Origin of the sequence: Actinomadura sp. WMMA1423, from assembly GCF_006547145.1 — a bacterium.
Classification (GTDB): domain Bacteria; phylum Actinomycetota; class Actinomycetes; order Streptosporangiales; family Streptosporangiaceae; genus Spirillospora.
In genome coordinates, this window is the sequence record NZ_CP041244.1 from 3605206 (window position 1) to 3627904 (window position 22699).

At 74.1% G+C, this 22699-nt stretch carries 24 protein-coding genes; 3 read left to right on the forward strand and 21 right to left on the reverse strand.

Annotated features, from left to right (window positions below; genetic code table 11):
- The first annotated feature begins 6 nt into the window (after positions 1 to 6).
- The gene (locus tag FKD65_RS16640) at positions 7 to 609 is read left to right on the forward strand and encodes a cysteine hydrolase family protein (RefSeq protein ID WP_141578365.1); all 603 of its coding nucleotides are present in this window, start codon (positions 7 to 9) and stop codon (positions 607 to 609) included.
- A gap of 11 nt (positions 610 to 620) precedes the next feature.
- Here the strand turns inward: FKD65_RS16640 and FKD65_RS16645 are convergent, their stop codons facing one another.
- The 15 genes from FKD65_RS16645 to FKD65_RS16715 form a co-directional block, all read right to left on the reverse strand.
- Positions 621 to 1514 (reverse strand): TIGR03564 family F420-dependent LLM class oxidoreductase, encoded by an 894-nt coding sequence (locus FKD65_RS16645; protein WP_168221068.1) that lies wholly within the window; start codon positions 1512 to 1514, stop codon positions 621 to 623.
- Positions 1511 to 2269, reverse strand: coding sequence for an enoyl-CoA hydratase/isomerase family protein (locus FKD65_RS16650; protein WP_141578366.1), 759 nt, complete (start codon positions 2267 to 2269; stop codon positions 1511 to 1513). The genes FKD65_RS16645 and FKD65_RS16650 overlap by 4 nt, the downstream gene beginning before the upstream one ends.
- Positions 2266 to 2745, reverse strand: coding sequence for a MaoC family dehydratase (locus tag FKD65_RS16655; RefSeq protein WP_168221069.1), 480 nt, complete (start codon positions 2743 to 2745; stop codon positions 2266 to 2268). Before FKD65_RS16655 ends, FKD65_RS16650 begins: the two co-directional genes overlap by 4 nt.
- 5 nt (positions 2746 to 2750) lie before the next feature.
- Entirely contained in the window at positions 2751 to 4268 is a 1518-nt protein-coding gene (locus tag FKD65_RS16660) for a class I adenylate-forming enzyme family protein (RefSeq protein ID WP_240810184.1), read from the reverse strand.
- 141 nt (positions 4269 to 4409) lie between these two features.
- Positions 4410 to 5276 (reverse strand): CoA ester lyase, encoded by an 867-nt coding sequence (locus FKD65_RS16665; RefSeq protein ID WP_141578368.1) that lies wholly within the window; start codon positions 5274 to 5276, stop codon positions 4410 to 4412.
- Positions 5273 to 6433, reverse strand: coding sequence for an acyl-CoA dehydrogenase family protein (locus FKD65_RS16670; RefSeq protein WP_141578369.1), 1161 nt, complete (start codon positions 6431 to 6433; stop codon positions 5273 to 5275). Before FKD65_RS16670 ends, FKD65_RS16665 begins: the two co-directional genes overlap by 4 nt.
- The gene (locus tag FKD65_RS16675) at positions 6434 to 6868 is read right to left on the reverse strand and encodes a Zn-ribbon domain-containing OB-fold protein (protein ID WP_141578370.1); all 435 of its coding nucleotides are present in this window, start codon (positions 6866 to 6868) and stop codon (positions 6434 to 6436) included.
- The gene (locus FKD65_RS16680; RefSeq protein WP_141578371.1) at positions 6865 to 8013 is read right to left on the reverse strand and encodes an acetyl-CoA acetyltransferase; all 1149 of its coding nucleotides are present in this window, start codon (positions 8011 to 8013) and stop codon (positions 6865 to 6867) included. The genes FKD65_RS16675 and FKD65_RS16680 overlap by 4 nt, the downstream gene beginning before the upstream one ends.
- Entirely contained in the window at positions 8010 to 8465 is a 456-nt protein-coding gene (locus FKD65_RS16685; protein WP_141578372.1) for a MaoC/PaaZ C-terminal domain-containing protein, read from the reverse strand. The genes FKD65_RS16680 and FKD65_RS16685 overlap by 4 nt, the downstream gene beginning before the upstream one ends.
- The gene (locus tag FKD65_RS16690; protein ID WP_141578373.1) at positions 8462 to 8962 is read right to left on the reverse strand and encodes a MaoC family dehydratase N-terminal domain-containing protein; all 501 of its coding nucleotides are present in this window, start codon (positions 8960 to 8962) and stop codon (positions 8462 to 8464) included. The genes FKD65_RS16685 and FKD65_RS16690 overlap by 4 nt, the downstream gene beginning before the upstream one ends.
- A complete protein-coding gene (locus FKD65_RS16695; protein ID WP_141578374.1) occupies positions 8959 to 10188 on the reverse strand; it encodes a RidA family protein in 1230 nt (409 codons plus the stop codon). The genes FKD65_RS16690 and FKD65_RS16695 overlap by 4 nt, the downstream gene beginning before the upstream one ends.
- Positions 10185 to 11576 carry an MmgE/PrpD family protein gene (locus FKD65_RS16700; protein ID WP_141578375.1) on the reverse strand — a complete coding sequence of 464 codons (1392 nt, stop codon included), beginning with the start codon at positions 11574 to 11576 and terminating at the stop codon, positions 10185 to 10187. Before FKD65_RS16700 ends, FKD65_RS16695 begins: the two co-directional genes overlap by 4 nt.
- Positions 11573 to 12823 (reverse strand): CaiB/BaiF CoA-transferase family protein, encoded by a 1251-nt coding sequence (locus FKD65_RS16705; protein ID WP_141578376.1) that lies wholly within the window; start codon positions 12821 to 12823, stop codon positions 11573 to 11575. Before FKD65_RS16705 ends, FKD65_RS16700 begins: the two co-directional genes overlap by 4 nt.
- Positions 12820 to 13854 carry an LLM class flavin-dependent oxidoreductase gene (locus FKD65_RS16710; protein WP_141578377.1) on the reverse strand — a complete coding sequence of 345 codons (1035 nt, stop codon included), beginning with the start codon at positions 13852 to 13854 and terminating at the stop codon, positions 12820 to 12822. The genes FKD65_RS16705 and FKD65_RS16710 overlap by 4 nt, the downstream gene beginning before the upstream one ends.
- Positions 13851 to 14387 (reverse strand): MaoC family dehydratase, encoded by a 537-nt coding sequence (locus tag FKD65_RS16715; RefSeq protein ID WP_141578378.1) that lies wholly within the window; start codon positions 14385 to 14387, stop codon positions 13851 to 13853. Before FKD65_RS16715 ends, FKD65_RS16710 begins: the two co-directional genes overlap by 4 nt.
- Positions 14388 to 14589: 202 nt before the next feature.
- Between FKD65_RS16715 and FKD65_RS16720 the strand changes: the two genes are divergently transcribed.
- Complete coding sequence (locus FKD65_RS16720) at positions 14590 to 15360, forward strand: enoyl-CoA hydratase/isomerase family protein (protein WP_141578379.1); 771 nt, start codon at positions 14590 to 14592, stop codon at positions 15358 to 15360.
- Positions 15361 to 15464: 104 nt separating this feature from the next.
- On the opposite strand, the gene FKD65_RS16725 is transcribed toward FKD65_RS16720, so the two are convergent.
- Complete coding sequence (locus FKD65_RS16725; protein ID WP_168221070.1) at positions 15465 to 16220, reverse strand: FadR/GntR family transcriptional regulator; 756 nt, start codon at positions 16218 to 16220, stop codon at positions 15465 to 15467.
- Between the two features lie 352 nt (positions 16221 to 16572).
- Between FKD65_RS16725 and FKD65_RS16730 the strand changes: the two genes are divergently transcribed.
- Positions 16573 to 17484, forward strand: a complete 912-nt coding sequence (locus FKD65_RS16730) for a hypothetical protein (RefSeq protein ID WP_141578381.1) — start codon at positions 16573 to 16575, stop codon at positions 17482 to 17484.
- A gap of 11 nt (positions 17485 to 17495) precedes the next feature.
- Here the strand turns inward: FKD65_RS16730 and FKD65_RS16735 are convergent, their stop codons facing one another.
- From FKD65_RS16735 to FKD65_RS16755, 5 genes are read right to left on the reverse strand one after another with little or no spacing between them, the layout of a single operon-like run.
- Positions 17496 to 18668 carry an acyl-CoA dehydrogenase family protein gene (locus FKD65_RS16735; RefSeq protein WP_141578382.1) on the reverse strand — a complete coding sequence of 391 codons (1173 nt, stop codon included), beginning with the start codon at positions 18666 to 18668 and terminating at the stop codon, positions 17496 to 17498.
- Entirely contained in the window at positions 18658 to 20070 is a 1413-nt protein-coding gene (locus FKD65_RS16740) for an amidase (RefSeq protein ID WP_168221071.1), read from the reverse strand. The genes FKD65_RS16735 and FKD65_RS16740 overlap by 11 nt, the downstream gene beginning before the upstream one ends.
- 38 nt (positions 20071 to 20108) lie before the next feature.
- A complete protein-coding gene (locus FKD65_RS16745) occupies positions 20109 to 20837 on the reverse strand; it encodes an ABC transporter ATP-binding protein (protein ID WP_141578384.1) in 729 nt (242 codons plus the stop codon).
- Complete coding sequence (locus tag FKD65_RS16750; protein WP_141578385.1) at positions 20837 to 21610, reverse strand: ABC transporter ATP-binding protein; 774 nt, start codon at positions 21608 to 21610, stop codon at positions 20837 to 20839. The genes FKD65_RS16745 and FKD65_RS16750 overlap by 1 nt, the downstream gene beginning before the upstream one ends.
- Positions 21607 to 22554 (reverse strand): branched-chain amino acid ABC transporter permease, encoded by a 948-nt coding sequence (locus FKD65_RS16755; RefSeq protein ID WP_141578386.1) that lies wholly within the window; start codon positions 22552 to 22554, stop codon positions 21607 to 21609. Before FKD65_RS16755 ends, FKD65_RS16750 begins: the two co-directional genes overlap by 4 nt.
- Positions 22555 to 22699: the final 145 nt, after the last annotated feature.

Genomic DNA, 22699 nt, shown 5'->3' on the forward strand with positions numbered 1-22699 from the left:
GTCCCGGTGGACATCACGCGTGAGGGCACGGCACTTCTGGTCATCGACATGCAGAACGGGTTCACCGAGGCCCAGGGGTCGATGGCCGCGGTCGGCCTGCCCCATGAGGAGCTGCGCCGCGCGATCCCGGGCTGCCGGACGCTGGTCGGCGCCGCGCGCGCGGCCGGCGTGCCCGTCATCTTCACCCGGTACGTCTTCCAGCCCGGTTACGCGGACGGGGGCGTGCTGCCCAACCACATCGTCCCGGCGATGAAGGAGGTCGGCTCCCTGGCGGCCGGCAGCTGGGACGCGGAGATCATCGACGAGCTGGCGCCGGCCGAGGGCGAGGTCGTCATCGACAAGTCGCGGCCCAGCTCCTTCTACGGCACCCGCCTGGAGCCGGTGCTCACCGGCCTCGGCGTCCGCTCCCTGGTCATCTGCGGGGTGACCACCAACATCTGCGTGGAGACGACGGCGCGGGACGCGGGGCAGCGCGACTACTTCGTCCACGTGATCAGCGACGCGACCGCCGAGTTCGACAAGGACCGGCACGAGCACGCGCTGACCGGCATCGGCTTCCTCTTCGGCTGGATCGGCACGGTGGACGACGCCGTCGCCGCCTGGTCCTGACCCCGCCCCGGTCAGCGGGCGAGGGCCGCGACGAGCTCCCGCGTGGCGGCCCGCTCGTCCGGCGTACCGAAGATCTTGGCGGCGAAGGTGGTCACGCCCAGGTCGGCCAGGGCCCCGATCCTGCTCGCCACCGCGTCGGCAGAGCCGATCAGGGCCATCCGGCCGGGGGTCTCGCAGCCCTCCCGGTCCAGCATCGCCCGGTAGGACGGGAGCGTCCCGTACCACTCCAGCTCCGCCTCCGCCACGGCCAGCGCCGCCGGGACGTCACCGGTCACGCAGACCGGCATCGGGACGACGATCTCCGGGTCGGGGCGGCCGGCCTCGGCGGCGGCGCGGCGGATCGTCGGAACGGTGAGGTCCCGCAGGGTGCGCGGACCGACCATCCAGGTGATCGTCCCGTCCGCGAGCGCGCCGGTGGCCTCCAGCATCCGGGGCCCGAGCGCGGCGACCAGGACCGGGGGCGCGGCCGCGCCGGGAACGTCCAGGTCGCCGCGCGCGGTCAGCACCTCGCCCGTGAAGCGGACGCGTCCGCTCAGCGCCCCGTTCAGCGCCTCCAGGTACTCGCGCATGTACCGGACCGGCCTGTCGTAGGACATGCCCCAGCACGGCTCCACCACGGACGGGTGGGACGGGCCGACGCCGAGCGCGAGCCGCCCGTCCAGGAGCTTGTTGGCGGTCAGGGCCTGCTGGGCGAGGGCCATCGGATGCCGCGGGTGGACGGGGACGACCGCCGTCCCGACCCGCAGGCCCGGCAGGTCCCGGGCGACCGCACCGATCACGGTCAGCGTGTCGGTGCCGAACGCCTGGGTCAGCCAGTAGCTGTCGATGCCGTCCCGCGCGGCGGCCCGCAGGTCCGCGGCCGTCCGCTCGATGTCGTCGACCCGGTCGAAGATGCCGATTCTCACGATGGGTCTCCGGAGGGGGTGCCGCGGAACGCCAGCAGGTCGCGGCCGGAGGCGCGCATGAGGAGCGCGAGGCCGAGCGCCTCGGCGCGGGCGCGCTGCTCCTCCACGGCCGTCCAGACGGTGTCCAGGCTGTCGGCCACCAGGTCGGGGCGGTGCCGGGCGATCACGTGCGCGATCTCCAGGGCGCGGGGCACGAGGCCGGCGGGCGGGACGACCTCGGTGACGAGGCCGAGCTCCCTGGCCCGCTCGGCGCCCAGCCGGTAGGCGCGCCCGCTCGCGACCATGCGCAGGACCTCGGTGAGGGGCAGCCGGCTCAGCAGGCCGACCGCCTCGACCGGATTCGCCAGTCCCACGTCGATGTGGGTGTCGAAGAACGTCGCGTTCTCCGAGCAGAGGATGACGTCGCCGTCGTTGACGAAGTGCCATCCGCCGGCGCAGCAGTGCCCGTTGACGGCGACCACGACCGGTTTGGAGACGCGCAGGTCGCGGGAGGTGAGGGCGACCCGGCCGTCCTCGTCCAGGGAGGGGCTGGCGGCGCCGGTGGCGAGGGCGTCGTCCACGTCCAGGCCGGTGGAGAAGCTGCGCTCGCCCGCGCCGGTCAGCACCGCGGCGCGCAGGTCGCCGTCGTCCCTGAAGGCCCGCCAGGTCTCGCGCAGCTCCCGCACCATGCGGCCGTCGTAGGCGTTGAGCGCCTCGGGGCGGTTCATCACCACCAGGAGGACGGGGCCGTCGCGGCTCACGTCGAGGGTCTTCATGCCTTCTCCTCGATGGGCGTGAGCAGGTAGCCGCGCCGCATGGTCAGGACGGTCGTGCCGTCCTGCTTGCGGACGACGTCGCGGACCCTGCCGACGAGCGCGGACCCGCCCGGCGTGGGCTCCAGGCTCGCCACCTCGATGTCCACGGTGATCGTGTCGTTCTCGAAGACCGGGCCCTCGTAGCGGACCTCGTCCATGCCGAGCGCCGCGCGGCAGTCGAGCCCGGCCGCCGCCCAGCTGGCGTACATGGTGGGCGAGGTGAGCCCGGCGCTGATCGCGATCAGGCAGGGGCCGCCGAGTATGCGGCGGCCGAAGCCCGTGGCGGCCATGTAGACGTCGTCGGTGTGCAGGGGGCCGTTCTCCCACGTCGCGTTGATGATCGCGGCGAAGTCGCCGGAGGTGAGGGTGCGGCCGGGGGTGCGCAGCGTCGCACCCGCCGCGAACGCCGCGGGCAGGACGGGTCTCAGGTCGGGCACGGCGCTCACTTCCCGTAGGTCTCGCGGATGACCCGCTTGAGGATCTTGCCGTTGGCGTTCTTCGGCAGCTCGTCGACCGCCTTCCACACCTTCGGCGTCTTGTAGCCGGCGAGGCGGTCGCGCACGGCGGCCTCCAGGTCGCCGAAATCGACGTCGCGGCCGGGGCGCGGGACCACGAACGCGCCGACGGTCTCGCCCCACTTGTCGTCGGGGAGGCCGACGACGGCGACCTCGGCGACTCCGTCGCACGCGGTCAGGACGCCCTCGATCTCCCGGGGGTAGATGTTCGCCGCACCGGAGATGATCATGTCCTTCTTGCGGTCGACGATGGTGATGAAGCCCTCCTCGTCCCGGACGGCGACGTCCCCGGACGTCAGGTAGCCGTCCGGCCTGATCGCGGCGGCGGTGGCCTCCGGATCGTCCAGGTAGCCGACCATGTTGTAGGGCGAGAAGCCGTACAGCTCGCCCGGCTCCCCAGGCCCGACCTCCCGGCCCTCCTCGTCGAGCAGTTTCACGTCGGTCATGAACCACGGGTGCCCGACCGACCCGGCCTTGCGCATCGCGTCGGCGGGGCGCAGGTCCGTCACGACGCCCGCCTCGGTGGACCCGTACAGCTCGTGCACGCCGACGTGCGGGAACGTCTCGACGACCCACTCCTTCAGTGGGACCGGCAGGGCCGCGGCGTTGAAGTAGAGGGTCTCCAGGCTCGACAGGTCGTACCTGCGCGGCGACTGCTCCATGACGTGCCGCAGGGTGAGCGCGTGCGTCGGCACCAGGAAGATCGACTGCAACCGGTCGCGCTCGATCATGTGCAGGAGCTCCTCGGGGTCCCAGCGGGGCAGCATGGAGGTCTGGCCGCCCATGAACGGGCCCGCGTAGGCGAAGCAGAACCCGGCGCCGAGCGCCATCGGCGCGACCGCGGCGGTCCGCCTGCCGGGGCCGAGGCCGTAGTCGACCGCGCAGCCGAACATCGTGAGCACCCGGGACCGGTGGGTGAGCAGCGCTCCCTTCGGCTGCCCGGTCGTCCCGGATGTGTACTGCACGCAGAACGGGTCCGTCTCGCTGACGGTGACGCGCGGGTCGACCGCCCGCGCTCCCGCGAGGGCCCTCTCGTAGGGGCGTCCCCAGTCACCCGGGCCGACGGCGAGCGCCAGGGGCAGGTCCTCGGCGAGGTCCGGGACCTGCGCCTCGAACGCCGCGCCCGCGACCAGGGCGGACGCGCCGGACCGGACGATCAGCGAGCCGTGCTCGGCGGCGGTGCCGCGCGGGTTGAGCGGGACCATGGCGACGCCCGCCTTCGCGGCGCCCGCCGCGACCTCCACGTACTCCAGCTGGTTGCCGAGCAGGACGGCGACGCGGTCGCCGGCGCCGAGCCCGGCGTCCGCCAGTAGGCACGCGACGCGGTTGCTCCGGTCGTCCAGCTCGGCGAAGGTGAGCCGCCGGTCGCCGTCGACCACCGCGGTGGCGCCCGGCGTGCTGCGCGCGAACTCGCGGATTCCGCTGGCGATGTTCATCTGTGCCATGGCTGCCCGTCTCTTTCCTTGCCGCTGCCGATCACATGCTGTCGTCTGATCTTTTGTCTACGGGGGGTTAATCGAGTTGAGTGCGCCGTGAACTCGTCGTCAACGCTAGGGATGAAATATGTCAGATCTATTTCTAACGGATCATCGGGACGGGTCGGCCGTGGCCAGCGTGCGGCGGGCCAGCCGGACCACGGCCGGGTCGAGCAGCCGCCCCTCGGCGTCCAGCACGACTCCCGACCCCGCCGCCGCGGCCGACGCGAACCTCGCCAGGACGTCCTCGGCGCGCGCCACCTCCTGCGGCGAAGGCGTGAACACCGCGTGCACCACGGGGATCTGCGCCGGATGGACGCACGCCCGCCCCACGAAGCCCTGCCGCCGGATCCGCTCGGTGGAGCGGGCCAGCGCGTCCGGATCGGCGGTGATCACCGAGACCGGGCCGACCGGCGGGTGCAGGCTGGCGGCGGCGGAGGCCAGCACGGCCATGCTCCGCGCGAACGCCAGCTCCGACTCGTCCGGACCGGGATCGAGCCCGGCGTCGGCGGCGAGGTCGACCTCCCCGACCTGCAACCGGTGGACCCGGGGCGCGCGGGCGATGTCCCGCGCCTCCAGGACCGCGCCCGCGGTCTCCAGCAGCGGCATCAGCAGGGTCGCCGCATCGCCGGTGCCGGCCAGCAGCCCGGCGGCCGCCTCGACGTGGGCGGCGTCCTCGGTCTTGGCGAGGACGAGCCCGGTCAGCGCGGGCAGGCCCGCGAGCGCCCGCACGTCCCGCTCCCCCTCCGCGCCCCCGTTCACCCGGACCCACACCTCGGCGCCGCCGGTGTCCAGGCCCGAGCGCAGCCAGTCGCCCACCGCGCGCCGCGCCGCGCCCTTGCCGTCCGGGGGGACCGCGTCCTCCAGGTCGACGATCAGCGCGTCGGCGCCGCGGGCGAGCGCCCTGCCGAGCTTGTCCGGGGCGTTCCCCGGCACGTACAGGTAGCTGCGCGGCAGCCGCCGGCCCGGGGCGCTCATCCCACGACCGTCTCGCCGCGCAGCAGGGACTTGGCCACGACGGTGCGCAGGACGTCGTTCGTGCCCTCCCCGATGCTCATCAGGATCGCGTCGCGGTAGAGCCGCTCGACCTCGTACTCGGTGGAGTAGCCGTAGCCGCCGTGGACCTTCATGGCCTCGATCGCGGCCTGCAGCGCGACCTCCGAGCAGAAGATCTTCGCCATCCCGGTCTGGCCGTCCGCGCGGCCCTGCCGGACGGCGTCCGCCGCGAAGTAGGCCATGAGCCGCGCGGCCTGCACCTGGGTCGCGACCGTCGCGAGCTGGAGCTGCACGGCCTGGAAGTCGCCGATCGGCTGCCCGAACGCCCTGCGCTGCCCCGCGTAGGCGAGCGCCTCCTCGTGGGCGCGCTGCGCGATGCCGACCGACCGCGCGGCGATGTTGACCCGCCCCCACTCCAGCGCGGACAGCGCGTGCTGCATCCCCTTGCCCTCGACGCCTCCGAGGAGGTTCTCCCTCGGCACCCGCACGTTGTCGAGGACGATCTCGCAGGACTCGGTGCCCTTGTAGCCGAGCTTCGGGATGTCCTTGGTGATCTGGTAGCCCTCGGTCCCGGCGTCCACGAGCAGGATGCTCATGCCCCGGTGCGCGGGGGAGGCCGACGGATCGGTCTTCACCAGCACCGGCAGCGGGTCGGCGAACCGCGCGTTGGTGATCCACATCTTGGTGCCGTTGACGACGTAGTGGTCGCCCTCCAGCCGCGCGGTGGTGCGGATGCCCTGCAGGTCGGTGCCCGCGTCCGGCTCGGTGAGGCCGATGCCGGTGCGGCGCGCGCCGCTCGCGAGGTCCGGCAGGTACCTGCGCCTCTGCTCCTCGGTGCCGCGCATGGCGATCATGCGGCAGGCCAGCGAGTGGCTGCCGAGGATGCCCGCGATGCCCATCCAGCCGCGCGCGATCTCCTCGAAGACGAGCGCGAACGAGACGGGGTCGAGGTCGAGGCCGCCGTACTCCTCCGGGACCGTGATCCCGAACAGCCCCATGTCGCGCATCCCCTTGACGATCTCGGTGGGGTAGCGCCCGGCGTGCTCCCAGTCCCGCGCCACCGGGATGATCTCGCGGTCCACGAAGTCGCGCAGGACGGCGCGGAACTCCCGCTGGTCCTCGTTGAGCTGGAAATCCACTTAGCTGCCTTTCTCGGTGTCGTGGGGGGACGGGGCGTCCGGGACGAACACGGGCAGGGCGCGGCCGTCGTCGAGGTCGACCCAGGCGACCCTGACCGGGTCGTCCAGGCGCCAGTCGTCCGGTGCCCTGCCTTGGAGGCGGGTGAGGAGGATCGCCCCCTCGTCCAGGCGGACGCGGGCGATGACGTAGGGGACGTCGAGATCCGGCCGCGGGGCGCGGTGCACGACCGTGAAGGAGTCCACGGCGCCCCGCCCCTCGGACTCGGCCCACCCCGGTTCGTCCGACCCGCAGTGCGTGCAGAGCGCGCGCGGCGGATGCTGCACCGCGGAGCAGCGCGGGCATGTCTGGAGCACGAGGCGGTGCTGCCCGGTGGCCTCCCACCAGGGGGCCGTGACCTCGTCCGGCGCCGGAACGCCGGGCCTGAAGCCGGTCATCCGTCCACCCCCAGGACCACCGTGGCGTGCGTCGAGAGGATCCCGCCCGTGCCGTGCGCGACCGCCAGGCGCGCGTCCGGGACCTGCCGGTCCCCCGCGTCGCCGCGCAGCTGCGCGACGGCCTCGACCAGCAGGAGGATCCCGAACTGGCCGGGATGGCAGTAGGACAGGCCGCCCCCGGAGGTGTTGAGCGGGAAGTCGCCGCCGGGCCGGATGCGGCCGCCGGCGATCCAGTCGAGCGCCTCCCCGCGCCCGCAGAAGCCGAGCCCCTCCAGGGTCAGCGCGACCGTGATCGTGAAGGAGTCGTAGACCTGGACGACGTCGATGTCGGCCGGGGCCACCCCGGCGCGGGCGAACGCGTCCGCGCCGGAGCCGGCCGCGCCCGTCGCGGTCAGGTCGGGGACGGCCGTCATGGAGGTGTTGGTCGTCCGCTCCCCGTACCCGAGCACCTCCACGGGCCTGCGGCGCAGGTCCCGGGCGCGTTCGAGGGACGTCAGGACCACCGCGCCGCCGCCGTCGGTGACCAGGCAGCAGTCCAGCGCGGTGAGCGGGCTGGAGATCATCGTCGCGCCGACCACGTCGGCCGGGGTGAGCGGCCCCTTCCCGTACCGGAACGCGGCGGGGTTCAGCAGCGCCCATTCGCGCGCCGCAACCGCGACCTCGGCGAGCTGCTCTCGCGTCCTCCCGTAGGCGTGCAGGTACCGCTGCGCGGCCATCGCGTAGTACGACAGCGGGTACAGCGGCCCGTAGGGGGTCTCGAACTGCGCCTCCGGCGTGTGGTCCTCGACGACGCCGCCGAGCGACCGGGACCGCGCCGACCGCTGGTTCGACGCGAAGCTGATCACGACGGTCTCGGCCTGCCCCGCCTGGATGGCCTGGGTCGCGCGGGCCACGAACATCTCGAACGCGGAGCCGCCCGCGTACGTCGAGTCCGTCCAGCGGGGCCGGATGCCGAAGTAGTCGGCGAGCTGGGTCGCCGAGAACCGCGACACCCCGGTCGTGGCGATGCCGTCGACGTCGCGCAGGGTGAGGCCCGCGTCGTCCAGCGCCCGCTTGACCGCCTGGGCCTGCAGTCCGAGGATCGACCGGTTCGTCACGCCGAGGTCGGACTCGGCGGCGCCGGCGATCGCGACACCCGTGCTCATCGCGTCCCCACCGCGCCCGGGCCGTCGGCCTCGCCGAGCAGCACGCGGGCGCGGGCCGGGGCCACCGCGACACGGTCGTCCTCGCCGCCCTCACCGACCACGACCACCCGCAGGTCGAGGTCCAGGTACCCGTCGCCCGCCTCGGCGACCGTCCCCTCGCAGCGGACGGTCTCCCCGGCGAACACCAGCGCCCTGAAGCCGAACTCCAGCGTGCGGACGAAGCACCGCGGGCCGAGCCAGTCCTGGATCTGCTCGACCAGCAGCGCGCCGAACACCTGGCCGTCCACGACCGGCGCCGGCAGCTTCGAGGCCTTCGCGAACTCGGTGTCGTAGTGCAGCCGGTACCAGTCCCAGGTGGCCCCGGCGTACGCGATCATGTCGGGGAGCCCGATCCGGCGCTCCAGCGCCGGCACGGCGTCCCCGGCCCGATGGGGTGCGTCGGCGGCGCTCATGCCCCCGCCTCCAGCGACACGAAGATGATGGTCTCCTCGTTCTCCGCGAGCGTCTCGCCGTGCTGCTGCGTGTAGGTCGCCCGCGAGGTGACGATCAGCATCGGCGCGCCCGCGCGGTTGGTCTTGGCGGTGATGTCCGCGATCTCCCAGGTGGCGGTGACGACGTCGGACGGCAGGACGCGGCGGTGGAAGACGTAGCGGTTGCCGCCCCGCACCTTCCGGGTGCCGGGGATCTCGATGCCCCAGTTGTGGCCCGCGTCGCCGTCCGGCCCGACCGGCAGGTTCGCGTACTGGTTGGTCTCGCAGATCAGGGTCGGCGGCATGGTCACGTCGGCGAGCCCCTGCGCCCGCGCGTACCCGGGATCGGAGTAGAGCGGGTTGCGGTCTCCGATCGCGAGCCCGAAGTAGCGGCCGGCGGCGGCCCCCATCGGCTCGGGCGCGGTGTAGGCCTTCGTCCGGCCGACGAGCGCGCGGATCTCGTCGGTGAGCAGTGTCATGCCCCCTCCTTCACGGTCGGCGCGCCCTCCGGGTACAGCGCGGTCGGGAACACTTCGAGCAGGAACTCGGGACGCAGCAGCGCCGCGCAGATCGCCCCGGTCGACGCGGGCCAGGGCGGCGACAGCAGCCGCTCCCGGACGGGCGCGACCGCGCGGTAGTCGCGCAGGGCCGACTCGACGCAGAACTCGATGGTCGACAGCAGGTCCGCCGGACCGAGCCCCGCGTGTTCCAGCAGGTGGAGGACGGACCCGTAGGTGGCCTCCGCCTGCGCGCCGATGTCGCCGGGGTGCAGCGCCTCCTGCGTCTCCAGGTCGAGCGCGGCGAATCCGGACATGAACAGCGTCCGCCCGGCCCGCACGCCCGGGGCGTAGGTCAGCGTGTCGTACCGGGACCAGCCGGGATTGACCAGTTCGAGCGGGTGCCGCGACGCGGTGACGTCGATCGCGACGAGGGCCTCGGGGTGGTGCAGCCGGCCCATCAGGATGCCGCCCGCCCCCGGATACACGCCGGCGCCGCCGAGCCGCTCCTTGCGGACGCGGTGGGTCGTCCGGTAGGCGTCCCGGCTGGCGGGCGTCGAGTAGTCGTAGGTCGTCACCGCGTCGTCGAGCGAGAGGCCCGCCCTGCGCAGCAGGACGTCCGCCCGGTCGAGGCAGTAGGCGTACTGCCCGGCGAAGTCGCCGGGGCTGACGATGTCGCCGGACGCGTCCACCGGCACCATCGTCGGAAGGTGCACGGTGCCGTCGTGGCCCTCGCGGACCGGGGAGGGCGTCCACGTCCCGGCCTCGCGCCGCTCGCTCGCCGCGAGGAGCTCGCCGCCGCCCCGGACGGCGTGCGCCTCGATCTCCAGCAGCGCGGCGGAGCGGACGAGGCGCTGCACGACGACCGTCGTCACCGTGGGCTCGTGCTCGCCGAAGACCTCCGCGCGGGCCGCGGCGGCGGCCTCGTAGTCGGCGAGCCCGGCGACCGTGACGTTCTCCGTCACGTGCACGACGTCGCCGGGCCCGAACCCGGCGGCCTCGATGATCGCCATGACCTTCCGGTAGGCGATCGGCGCCTGCTCGGCCATCGTCCCCGCGACGGTCATCTTCCCGATGGACGCGTCGTGCGCGGCGGCGGTGTGCCCCGACGACCACGCGGCGCCGTCCTCGGACAGCCCGAGGCAGAACGTGAACCCCTCGTAGGGGAACCAGGGGAACTCGGCGGGCTTGATCGCTTGCAGTGTCATCCGTTCTCCCGGGCGCTGTGGGTGGTCTGGGCGAGCCGCGCGGCGGCCCGCATGACGGCGGCGGCGTCCGGCTGCGCGGCGAGCGACTCGACGGCGCGGGCGAACTCCCGCGCGTCCGCCGCCGGGACGCCGGCGTTGCCGGTGAACTTGGCGAGCAGCGCCGCGCGGCTCAGCGGGAAGTCGCCGCCTCCCTCGCTGCGCGGCACCGAGCCGGTCACCTCACGCCCGTCGGTGAGCGCGATCGTGACGTGGCCGGGCGCGTCGGCCGCGGCGACCCCGGACGCGCCGGTCACGTCCCAGCGCACGCGGGCGGCCAGCCGGGTCACCGCGGGCCGGGCGATGGAGCCCGGCGCGAAGGTCTCCAGGGTCAGGCCGCCGTCGGCGATCAGCGCCGCGACCGTCCAGGGCAGCGAGAACTTCGCCGCGTACGGGCTCGCGGGACGGGTCAGGTCGCGGGAGGTGTCGCAGACGACCGCCGCCGAGTCCGGGTGGACGCGGGCGTGCACGCCCGCGACGTCCTCCGGGCCGAACGGCTCGCGCGCCATCGCGTCCAGGACCGCGCCGATCGTGGCGTGCGAGAGCTGGCACGCCGCGTAGGGCTTGATCCCGATGCGGCCGGTCTCCCACCGGTCGCCGAGCCCGTCCACGATGGACGCGGGGTCGGCCGGGTTCGCCGAGAGGGCGTCGAAGACCCCGTGCGGGCCGTCGAAGACCGTCTCCGGCCCGGTCGCGCCCGCCGCCGCCAGCCGCGCCGCGATGATCCCGGACTGCGACGCCAGCCCCGGATGGAGCTGCTTGGTCGACGCCCCGGTGCCGAGGAAGGCCAGCAGGCCGCCCGCCTGGCTGCCCGCGATGCCGAGCGCGGCGGTGGCGCGCTCGGCGTCCAGGCCGAGGAGGCGCGCGGCGACCAGGGCCGAGGAGAAGACCCCCGCGACCATGGTGGCGTGCAGGCCGCGCGCGTGGAAGCCGTGCGGCGCGGCGGCGGCGACCCGGCAGGCCGTCTCGTATCCCGCGATCGCCGCGGTCAGGACCTCGCGGCCGGAGGCGCGCGTCTGCTGGCCGACGGCGAACGCGGCGGGCAGCACGACCGCGGTCGCGTGCACCAGCCCGCCCGCGTGCGTGTCGTCGAAGTCGAGGGCGTGCACCAGGGTGCCGTTCGCGAGCGCCGCGGCGGGTGCCGACAGCAGGTCGCCGGTGCCGAGCACCGCGGCCTCCGGCGGGCCGCCGAGCCCGCGCGCCACCTCGATCGCGGGCCCGGCCGCGCCGGTCCGCAGCGCGCCGAGCGCGGTGCCGAACCCGTCCAGCAGGTGCCGGGTCGCGGCGGCCTCGACCGGGCCCGGCGCCCCGGCCAGGCCGAGCGCCCAGCGGGCCAGCTCCCGTGCGATCACCTCGACGCCGCCTCCGCCTCGCCGGCCACGGTCCCGGCGGGCTCGACGGCGTCGCCGAACGCTCCCCCGGCCCGCAGCGCCTCGACCGTGGCCTCGTCGTACCCGGCGATCCCGCGCACCACCAGGTCGAAGTCCTCGTTGCGCAGCGGCGCCCGGCGGTACTCGGTCGGCTGCGCGCCGACCCGTACCGGGGAGGCGACCTGCTCGACCGTCCCGAACCGGGGGTGCTCGGTCGTCACCCGCAGCCCGCGCGCCCGGGTGTGCTCCTCCCGCATGGCCTGCGCGACGTCGTTGATCGGGCCGCAGGGGATGGACGCCGCGTACAGCTCGGCGAGCCAGGCGTCCACGGTCCGCCGCCGGAAGATCTCCTCCAGGAGGGGCAGCAGCGTGTCCTTGTTGCGCTGCCGGTCAGCGAACGACCCGTAACCGGAGCCGGGCTCGGACCACTCGGGGTGGCCCACGACGGTCGCGAGCCGCGTCCAGAACTTCTCCTTCGCGCAGCCGACGATGAACCAGCCGTCGCTCGCCTCGAACGCCTGGAACGGCACGAGCGAGGGGTGGGCCGAGTGCCGGGTGCGGGCGGGCCGGAACCCGGCGTTCAGGTGCCAGGTCGCCGGGTAGGTCAGCAGCCCGATCGCCGTGTCGTAGAGGCTGACGTCGCAGTCCATGCCGACGCCGTCGCGGCGCGCGGCGTGCAGCCCGGCCAGCAGCGAGATCGCGGCGACGAACCCGCCGGAGTAGTCGACCAGCGACAGCCCCGACTTGGTGGGCGGCCCGTCCGGCTCGCCGGTCAGGTCCATCCAGCCGGCCAGGCCCTGCAGGACGTAGTCGTAGCCCGGCTCCTTGCTACGCGGACCCGTCATGCCGAACCCGGTCAGCGAGCAGCACACGATGGCCGGGTTCAGGTGCTTGAGGTCGTCGTAGGTGATGCCGATCTTCTTCGGGACGTCGCCGCGCAGGTTGGAGTAGACGACGTCGGACACCTTCACCAGGTCCTCGAAGACCCGGCGCCCCGCGCCGGTCGACAGGTCGAGGGACAGGCTGCGCTTGTTGCGGTTGAAGGTCTCGAAGAACAGCGAGTCCTCGCCCTCGCCGTACGGGGGGACGTAGCGGCCGACGTCGCCGCCGGACCGCGGTTCCTCGATCTTGATGACCTCGGCGCCGAGGTCGGCGAGGTGCACGCTGCCGAACGGGCCTGCGCCGTACTGCTCGACGGCGATGATGCGGACGTCTTCCAGCGGCTTCACAGGGCGCCTCCGGTGAGGTCGGGCAGCAGCGACAGGAGCTCGTCCTGGGCCGCGCGGGTCTCGGCGGCACTGAGGCCGTGGGTGGGCGGGCTGAGCTTCAGCGAGTCGGCGAGGCCCGCGTAGCCGGCGATGCGCTCGGCGACCTCGTCGCGCCCGCCCGCCATCGTGAGCGCGTCGATCATCTCCGTGGCGACCGTCCCGGCGAGGTGCTCGGCGCCGGTGCCGCTCCGGAACGCCTCCACGACCGCCCGCTGCTGCTCCCCCAGCCCGTGGAAGTCGAAGAAGTCGGCGTAGGTGCGGACGCTGGCGTAGAAGCCGACGAGCCCGGACGCGCGGCGCAGCGCCGTCTCGCGGTCCGCGGCGACCGAGCAGCAGGCGGACACGACGACGTCGAGGTCCTCGCGCCTCCTGCCCTCGGCCCGCGCGAGCCCGGTCTCCAGCTCGGGCAGGACCCGTTCGGCGAGGTAGCGCGGGGAGCACAGCTCGTGGCTGATCCAGCCGTCGCCGATCGTCCCGGCCAGCCGCGTCATGGCCGGCCCCATCGCGGCGAGGTAGACGGGGATCTGTGTCCGCTGGACGCCGAACGGCCGCTGGTAGCCGCGGATCCGCATCGGCTCCTCCTCGCCCGGCAGGTCGATCGGCTCGCCGGTCGTGCAGGACTCCCAGAACCGGCGGACGTTGCGGACGGTCTCCCGCATGTGCCGGACGGGCTTGCCGAACGGGACGTTGTGCCAGTCCTCGTTCAGCCGCTGGACGCCCGTGCCGAGACCGAGGACGAACCTGCCGCCGGACAGCTCGTCCAGGTCCAGCGCCTCCAGCGCCGTCGTCATGGGGCTGCGGGTGAACGCGAGGGCGATGCCGGTCCCGATGCGGACCCGCTCGGTGGCGGCGGCGAGCGCGGCGGCGGCGACGGTGGCGCTGCGGTGCAGTTCGGGGACCCAGAGGGCCTCCGCGCCCGCGTCCTCCGCGCGGCGCGCCGCGTCCGCCAGCTCGGCGAGCGTCTCCCCCCAGGGGGCGAAGGCGATCTTCACGCGGGCCCGCCCTCCGCCTCGAGGGTCAGCGGGGTCTTCGGCTCCGGGAACAGGTCGTCCAGCGGCTCGGCGCCCCGCTTGTAGACGTAGAACGTGCGGCGGAACGTGCAGACCTCGTCGCCGTCCTGGTTCAGGGTGCGGGTGCGGATGGTGACGATGCCCGCGTGGGGGCGGCTCGACGACTCCCGCTTGTCGAGCACGATCGACTCGCTGAACAGGGTGTCCCCGGCGAAGACGGGGTGGGACATCCTGATGTCCTCCCAGCCGAGGTTGGCGAAGGCGTTCTGCGTGGTGTCGATGACGCTCTGCCCGACGGCGATGGCCACGGTCAGCGTGGAGACGACCAGCGGGCGGCCGAACTCCGACCTCTTGGCGTACTCGCCGTTGAAGTGCATCTGGTTCGTGTTCATCGTCAGCAGCGTGAACCACATGTTGTCGCTCTCGGTGACCGTGCGCCCGAGCGGGTGCCGGTACACGTCGCCCACCTGGAAGTCCTCGTAGAACCGCCCCTTCCACCCGTCTTTGAGCGTCATGCCCGTCCCTTCACATGCACCTGGGGTCGTTAAAGTCAGACATATCGATACTAGGGCACCTACATGGTCAATGTCCAAGGCTGGACGGTTGACGAGCAGATGAGAGCTGCCCATACTCGTCGGAGTCAATACATCAGATATATAACCAGGGCGGCGTGCGACCCGCCCGGAGGGGCGGACCGCCTTGCCGACGCTGGAGACCATGTCCCTGGAGGTGGCGGACCGCGTCGCCCGCCTCACCTTCACCCGTCCCGAGTCCCTCAACAGCCTGACCTTCCAGGCGCTCGACGACCTGGACTCCGCGCTCGACGCGGTGGAGGCCGATCCGGAAGTGCGCGTCCTGGTCGTCTCCGGGACGGGCCGGGCGTTCAGCGTGGGGCTCGATCTCGCGCTCCTGGACGCGGCGTTCGCGGACGCGGCCGTGTGGGAGCGGGTCGCGAACCGGCTCGCGGCGCTCACCCTGCGGCTGGAGCGGCTGCCGGTGCCGGTGGTCGCGGCGGTCAACGGGCTGGCCAGAGCCGGCGGTTTCGAGCTGCTGCTGGCCTGCGACCTCGTCCTGGTCGCCGACTCGGCGCACATCGCCGACGCGCACGCCGAGTTCGGCGTCGTTCCCGCGGGCGGCTCGACGGCGCGGCTGCCGCGGATCGTCGGCCGCCAGCGGGCCAGGGAGATCTTCCTCACCGGCCGGTGGATCGACGCCGCCGAGGCGGTCGAGTTCGGGATCGCCCTGCGGGCCGTCCCCGCGGCGGAGCTCCCGGCCGCCGCGGCCGAGCTCGCCGCCCGGCTCGCCCGGCGGTCGCGCGCCTGCATGGCCGCCATGAAGCGCCAGCTCGCCGCGGCCGACGGGCTGCCCGTCGCGGAGGCCGTCGGCCCGGAGATCGAGGAGTTCGTCGCCTACGTCACGCCGCCGGACTCCGACGGCCAGGAGGGCTTCCGCGCGTACCGCGAGAACCGCGCGCCCTCCTGGGCCTGACGGCCGCCGCGCGGGCGCGGCCGCAGGGCCGCACCGCGGCGCCGCACCGGCCGCACGGCCGCCGCGCGAGAGCCGGACCCGGCCGCCGCGCGGCGGCCCGGCGGTCAGGCCTCGCGGTAGGCGCCGCGGATGTGCCTGAGGTGGTCGCGCATGGCCGCGCTGGCGGCCTCGCCGTCGCCCGACTCCAGCAGCAGGATGATCTGCTCGTGCTGGTCGTCGACCTGCTCCCAGAACTCGGCGGGGGAGTCGGTGTTCAGGAACCGCGTCCGCAGGACGTGGAAGACCGGCTGGGTCATCATCGTGAGCAGCCCGTTGCCGGTGGCCTCCATGATGATCCCGTGGAAGTGGCGGTGCTCCTGGAACTTCATGTTGCGGCCCCGGCTGCGCTTCTCGCGGTCCATGGCCACGTGCAGCGCGTCGATGTGCCGCTGCTCTCGCCGCTCCGCCGCGATGGCCGTGGCGGGCACCTCCAGCAGCTCGCGGGCCTCCAGGATCGCGGGCAGCGGCAGCGCCGCCGAGCCCGACATCAGCCCGAGCCCCGCCTCCAGGAAGTCGCTGATCTGATCGGGCTCGATGTGCGAGACGAACGTCCCCCCGGTGGTGCCGCGCACCGTCTTGACCAGGCCCTGGGAGGCCAGGACGCGCAGCGCCTCGCGGACCGTGCTGCGGCTCACGCCGAAGTTGCCGCCGATCTCCCCCTCCGGGGGAAGGCGGTCGCCGGGGGCGAGCGACCCGTCGAGGATCAGCTCCCGCAGCTGGTCGGCGACCTGCTGGTAGGCGGGACGCAGCCGGCTCACCGGCAGTGCGGTCGCCGTCCCGGAGCCGGAGCGGCCCGAGGAGTTGCCTTTGATGCTGTTCACGTCGCCGTCCCCCTGGTTGGGCCATCGTGGTGCTGATCGTTGAGTCGGGAACTCCGCGCCACCGGGACTCACAGCAGCGTCGAGCATACATCAGACAGCGTGTCCGGACCGGCGGCGCGGGACTCGGCTCCCACCCGCCCGAGCGAGCGGGCCCCGCCGCCGCGAGCACTGCAAGATGGGGGCATACATACATCCGACCCCGACCCTGCCCGATCTCCGCGAGGCCGATGACGACGGCGAGTTCCCTGATCGCACACCCGCGCGGCAGCCTCAACCATCCGGAGTGATATACATCAGACTTTAGGGACGATCCGCGTCGGCGGATCGGTGGCGATGAGGGGGGTCGGGGTAGGTGTTCGACGGCATAGACCTCGTGGTCCTCCCGGCGGCCGACATCGGACCCCTGCGCGAACTCTACGTGGACGCGCTGGGCTTCGAGGTCGTCGAGGCGGGGCCCGTCCGCGACCCCCGGCTCTGGGCGCGCCTGTGGAGCCTGCCGCTCCCGCCCGCCGAGTCGGTCCTGCTGGAGAAGCGCGCGAGCAGAGGGGGGTCGATCCGGCTCGTCCGCGTGCCCGGCCTGCCGGCCCCCGACGCCGCCGGCGCGCCCGACCGCCCCGGCCCCTACGCACTCGACTTCTACCTGCGCGACCCCGCCGCCACCGAGGCCGCCGTCGAGCGGCTCGGATGGGGGTTCGTCAGCGGCCCCGTCGACTACCTCCTGCCGGGCACGGAGCACCCGGTCAGGGAGCGCATGCTCGTCCAGTCCCGCTCCGGCCTGCGGCACGCGTTCGTCCAGTACCGGGAAGGGCGCACGAGGTGCGTTCTCGGCGAACGTCCCGAGGTGGACGTCAGCGAGGTCAACGCCGCCGTCTTCGCCACCGCCGACCTCCCCGGCGCGCGGGCGTTCGCCGAGGACGTCCTGCGCGGCCGCGTCTACTTCTCGGGGCGTTTCGAAGGCCCGGCCGTGGAGCGGCTGCTCGGGCTCGCGCCCGGCCAGGGCTTCGAGGCCGTCATCGCCCGCGGCCCGGCCTCCCGCAACGCCCGCCTGGAGTTCATCGAGCACATCGCGCCGGCCGCCCCCCGGCCGCCGCACGCCCACCCGAGGATGATCGCCGGTTGCGCGGTGGACGACCTCGGCGCCCTCGCCGCCCGCCTGGCCTCCGGCGAGCACGGCCCGTCCACGGGCGTCGTCGAGACGGCGGAGGGGCCCCACCTCGGCCTGCGCTCCCGGTACGGCGCGTGCTTCCACTTCTGGCGGCGCTGACGGCCCGCCGTTCACAGCGACCGCGCGATCTCGTCGAGCATCGCCTCGGTCGACCCGCCGCCGATGGCGAGGAAGCGGGCGTCGCGGGCGACGCGCTCGACGGCCGACCCCGCGACGAACCCGTTGCCGCCGTTGACCTGGACGCATCTGTAGGCCAGATCGTTGACGATCTCCGGTATCGAGGACTTCAGCACCGCCGCGTGCGTCCGGGGGTCCGCGCCCGCGTCGGCGAGCGCGGCGGCGTGGTAGAGCAGGGTCTTGGCGGACGCCAGGCGCGCGGTGAGGCGGGCCATGTCGTGGCGGAGCGCCTGGAGGTCCCAGAGCGTCCCGCCGTAGGCGGGCCGTGCCCGCAACCAGGCGGTCGTCTCCGCGAGGGCGGCCTCCCCCAGCCCGACCGCCTGCGCGGCCAGGCCGATCCGCTCGTGGTCGAGGCCCCGCATCAGCCAGCCGAAGCCCTCGCCCTCCTCGCCCAGCCGGTTGCGCGCGGGCACCCGGCACCGGTCGAGGACCAGCTCACCGGTGTCGGAGGAGCGCCACCCGGTCTTCTCGAACGTCCGTCCGCCCGCCATCCCCGGCGTGCCGCGCTCCACGACGAACAGGGAAAGACCGTGCCGGCCCGGCCCGCCGGTCCGGGCGACGACGAAGAACAGGTCGGCGATGTTGGCGTTCGTGATGAACGTCTTGCGCCCGTCGAGGACGTAGCAGTCCCCGTCGCGGCGGGCGCGGACGGTGAGGCGGGTCAGGTCCGAACTCGCGTCCGGCTCGGTCACCGCGAGCGCGCAGATCCTCCTGCCGGACAGGACGCCGGGCAGGAACCGGCGCCGCTGCTCGCCGTCGCCCGCGCGGGACAGGTGCAGCGCGGAGAAGTCGGTGTGCACCGACACCGAACTGGCCACACCGCCGAACGTCGAGCGTCCGAGTTCCTCGTTCAGCACCACCGCGCCGCGGGTGCCGGCCCCTCCCCCGCCGTGCTCGACCGGGAACGACAGGCCGAGGAGCCCCAGATCGCCCATCTCGGCGAACACCTCGTCCGGGACCCGCATCCGCGACTCCCACGCGGGCGCGTAGGGGACGACGCGCTCCCGCACGTACCGCCGCAGAACGTCCCGTAGGGCGCGGTGCTCCTCGGTGAGGAAGGTGTCATCGAGGCGGAGGGAGTCGATGACGCGGTTGCTAGCGGCCATGGGACGCGAAGGTCGTCATGGCGCTGAGCAGCGCGCCGTCCCGGCCGGGCGCGGCGACCCACTGCAGGCCGATCGGCAGCCCGCGGTGGTCGGCGCCGAGCGGCTGGGTCCCGCAGGGGAGGGCGGCGAGGTTCGCGAGGACGTTGTAGCGCAGGTGCGCCTCGCCCATGGGCACCTCTTTCCCGCCCACCGGGACCATGCCGTCGCCGACCTCGTCCGCCCGGGGCGCGACGCACGGCATCGTCGGCGTCACGAGCAGGTCGGCGCCGGCGAGCGCGGCCAGCGCCTCGCCGCGCAGGGCCTGCCGCACCCGCTGCGCCCGCACGTACGCCCCGGCGGGGATCCCGTCGGCGAGGCCGAGCATGGCGCGCGCGTCGGCGCCGAACAACTCCTCCAGGCCCGGCCCGCGCCGCTCGCGGTGGTAGTCGGCGCTCTCCGCGAGGATGATCGTCAACCCGGCGGCGACCGCCGCCCAGCCGTGCGGGATCTCCACCTCGACGACCCGCCCGCCGAGGTCCCGGACGGCGGCGAGGGCCTGCTCGACCGCCGCGGCGACGCCCGGATCGATGGGCTCGTCCAGCGCGCCCCTCGGCACGCCGACCCGCAGGCCCTCGAAGCCGGCCGGACGGGCCCGGGCATCCGCCGCGGCGGTGATTCCGAGGGCGACCGCCGATCCGGTGAGGTCCGAGGCCGTCGCGGCGATCAGGCCGACCCGGTCCAGCGACCACGCGAGCGGCAGCACGCCGTCGCCGGGCAGCCGTCCGGGCGACGGGACGAGACCGGCCACCCCGCAGTAGGCGGACGGGATCCGCACCGATCCGCCGGTGTCGGTGCCGAGCGCGAGCGGCACGTGCCCGGCGGCCACGGCCGCGGCCGACCCGCCCGACGAGCCGCCCGGGATCCGCGCGGTGTCGCGGGGGTTGCGGGTCGGAGGCGTGATGCCGCTGAGGGCGTACTCGTGCGTGGTGGTCTTGCCGACGATCACCGCTCCGGCCTGCCGGAGCCGCGCCACGCTGCCCGCGTCGGCCGCCGGGACCCGTGTCCGGCCGGGGCCGGACAGGTGCCGGGAACCGCCGCCCGTCGCCATCCCGGCCACGTCGATGACGTCCTTCACTCCGACCGGGACGCCTCGCAGCCGCCCGCCCGCCGCGCGGCGGGCCTGGGCGCGGGCCCCTTCGTCGTCCACCAGAGCCCAGGCCCGGATCTCGCCGTCGGTGGCGGCGATCCGCTCCAGAGCCCGCTCGACGAGTACACCCGGCGGTCGTCCACCGCCCGGTGGTGGCTCCTCCCCGGCGCAAACGGATGACGCGGTGTCCGCCGGAGGGTCGGGCTCGAAGAGCGCGCCGGGCAGGCCCGCCTCGTCCAGGCGGATGCGATAGAGCCGGTCCAGGCCGGCGCCCAAGGGGCCCCCTGAGAGCGGAGCCCCGGTCCCTGTGCCCATCACGCCCCCAGGTAGGCCGAGCGGACCACGTCGTCGTTGGTCAGCTCCTCGATGCTCCCCTCGACCACGACCGCCCCCTGCCTCAGCAGGTAGCCCCGGTCGGCCAGCTCGAAGGCCAGCGGCGCGTTCTGCTCGATGAGCAGGATCGACAGCCCTTCCTCGCGCAGCGCGGCGAGCGCGTCGAACACCTCGCCGGTGATCTTCGGGGAGAGGCCCATGGACGGCTCGTCCAGGATCAGGAGCAGCGGCGCGGCCATCAGCGCGCGGCCCACCGCCACCATCTGCTGCTCCCCGCCCGACATCGTCGAGGTCAGCTGGCCCGCGCGCTTGCGCAGCACCGGGAACAGGTCCATGACCTTCTCCAGCCGCTCCTCCACGACGGCCTTGGGCACCTTCCCGTGGTAGCAGCCGAGTTCCAGGTTCGTCCGGACGGTCTGCTCCACGAAGAGGTGCCGGCCTTCCAGCACGCTGCCGACGCCGCGCGCGACCGCCTCGTGCGGGCGCCGGGGCAGCGGCTCGCCGTCGACCAGGAGCCTGCCCTCGGCCGGACGGTAGAGTCCGCCGGCGACCCGCGCGAGCGTCGTCTTGCCGGCGCCGTTCGGGCCGATCACGCAGACCGCCTCGCCCCTGTCCACCCGCAGGTCCACGCCCCGCAGCGCGCTGATCGCCCCGTACCGGTAGACGACGCCGCTCGCCTGGAGCAGCGGTCGGTCCCGCACCTGCGACATCAGTCCTCCTCGCCCGTGGACGCGGGGACCTCGACGTCCGCCGCCCGGTGGTGCCGTCCGCCGAGGTACGCCTCCAGGACGGCCGGGTCCGCGGTGACCTCCGCCGGGGTACCGCGTGCGATCACCCGCCCGAAGTCGAGCACCGTGCAGTTCTGGCAGACCGCGTGCACGAGGTCCATGTGGTGCTCGACGAGGATCACGGTCACGCCCGCGTCGCGCATCTCGCGCAGCATGTCGGCGAGGTCCCGGCGCTCCTGGGGGCTCAGGCCGGCCGCGGGCTCGTCCAGCAGGACGACCGCGGGGTCGGCGACCAGCACCCGGGCGAGCTCGACCCGCCGCTGCAGCCCGTACGACAGGGCCGCCGCCGGCTCGCCCGCGAGCCGGTCCAGCGACAACCTGGCCAGGACGTCCTCGACCCGCGCCCTGGCCTGCGCCGGGCCGGTCGTCGCCCGCGCCGCGATCATCAGGTTCTGCCGGACGGTCATGCTGGCGAACAGCCGGACGGTCTGGAACGTCCGCACCAGCCGCGCCTTCGCCACCAGCCGGTGGCTCGGCCAGCGGGTCACGTCCTCGCCGCCGATGAGCACCGATCCGCTCGACGGCCGCTGCAGGCCGCTCAGGACGTTCAGCAGCGTCGTCTTCCCCGCGCCGTTCGGGCCGATGATCCCGTGGATCTCGCCCCTGGCCGCGGTGAAGCTGACGTCCGCGACCGCCGTCAGCCCGCCGAAGCGGCGCGTCACGCCGCGGGCCTCGGCCGTTCCCGGCGTCCTCATTCCGGCACCTCCGTGATCACTGCCGCCGAACCCGGTCGGCGCCGCGACAGCCGGCCCGGCAGCGCGCGGGCGGCCGCGCCCAGCCCCGCGAGCCCTCCCGGCAGCAGGGCCATGAACGCGATGACGATGACGCCGAGCACGGTCAGCGCCCAGGAGCCGCCGCCGGGCACCTCCGAGATCAGCCAGGTGACCAGCGCGGCTCCGAGCACCGCGCCGTAGATGTTGCCGAGGCCGCCGAGGATCACCATGACGAACAGCTGGAGGGAGACCGCCGTCGAGAACAGCGACGGGTCGATGGCCGTCTGCAGCGGCGCGTTCACGCCGCCCGCGAGCGCGCCGAGCCCGGCGGAGATGGCGAACACCTGCACCTTCCGCGCGGTGATGTTCACGCCGACCGAGCGTGCGGCGACCTCGTCGTCGCGGATCGCGGCCAGTTCCCGTCCCAGCCGGGCCGACAGCAGCCAGCGCGACCCGAGCAGCACCGCGATCAACGCGACCGCGACGAGCAGGTACTGGTCGCGCGGGTCCAGGAGCCGGTGCCCGAGGATCTCCGGGAAGGGGATCGGCGCGAACCCGTTCGCGCCGCCGAGCGGGCCCGGCAGCATCAGGAACGCGTGGATGCCGGTGCCGACCGCGAGCGTCGCCATCGCCAGGTAGTTGCCGCGCAGCCGCAGCGCGATGTAGCCGACCAGCGCGCCCAGGAGCAGCGCCCCCACGACGCCGAGCACCAGCGCCGGGAGGAAGGGCATCTCCCGGTCGCGCATCAGGTAGGCCGTGCCGTACGCGCCGACGGCCATGAACCCCGCCTGGCCGAGCGCGAGCTGGCCCGCGCCGCCGATGGTCAGGGTCAGGCCGACCGCGGCGATGGCCGCGACCCCGATGTTCACGCCGAGCGCCAGATCGGTCGCGCCCGGATTGGTGAACGCGAAGCCGATGAGGAGCATGGCGGCCAGGAGTGTGGGGCCCAGGTGCCGCCCGGCCCGGAGGGCGAGGCCACCGTCGGGCAGGGCTCGCTCACGCGAGGCCCTGTCACGTGGGGCCGTGTCACGTGGGGCCGTGTCACGTGGGGCCGTGTCACGCGAGGCTCTG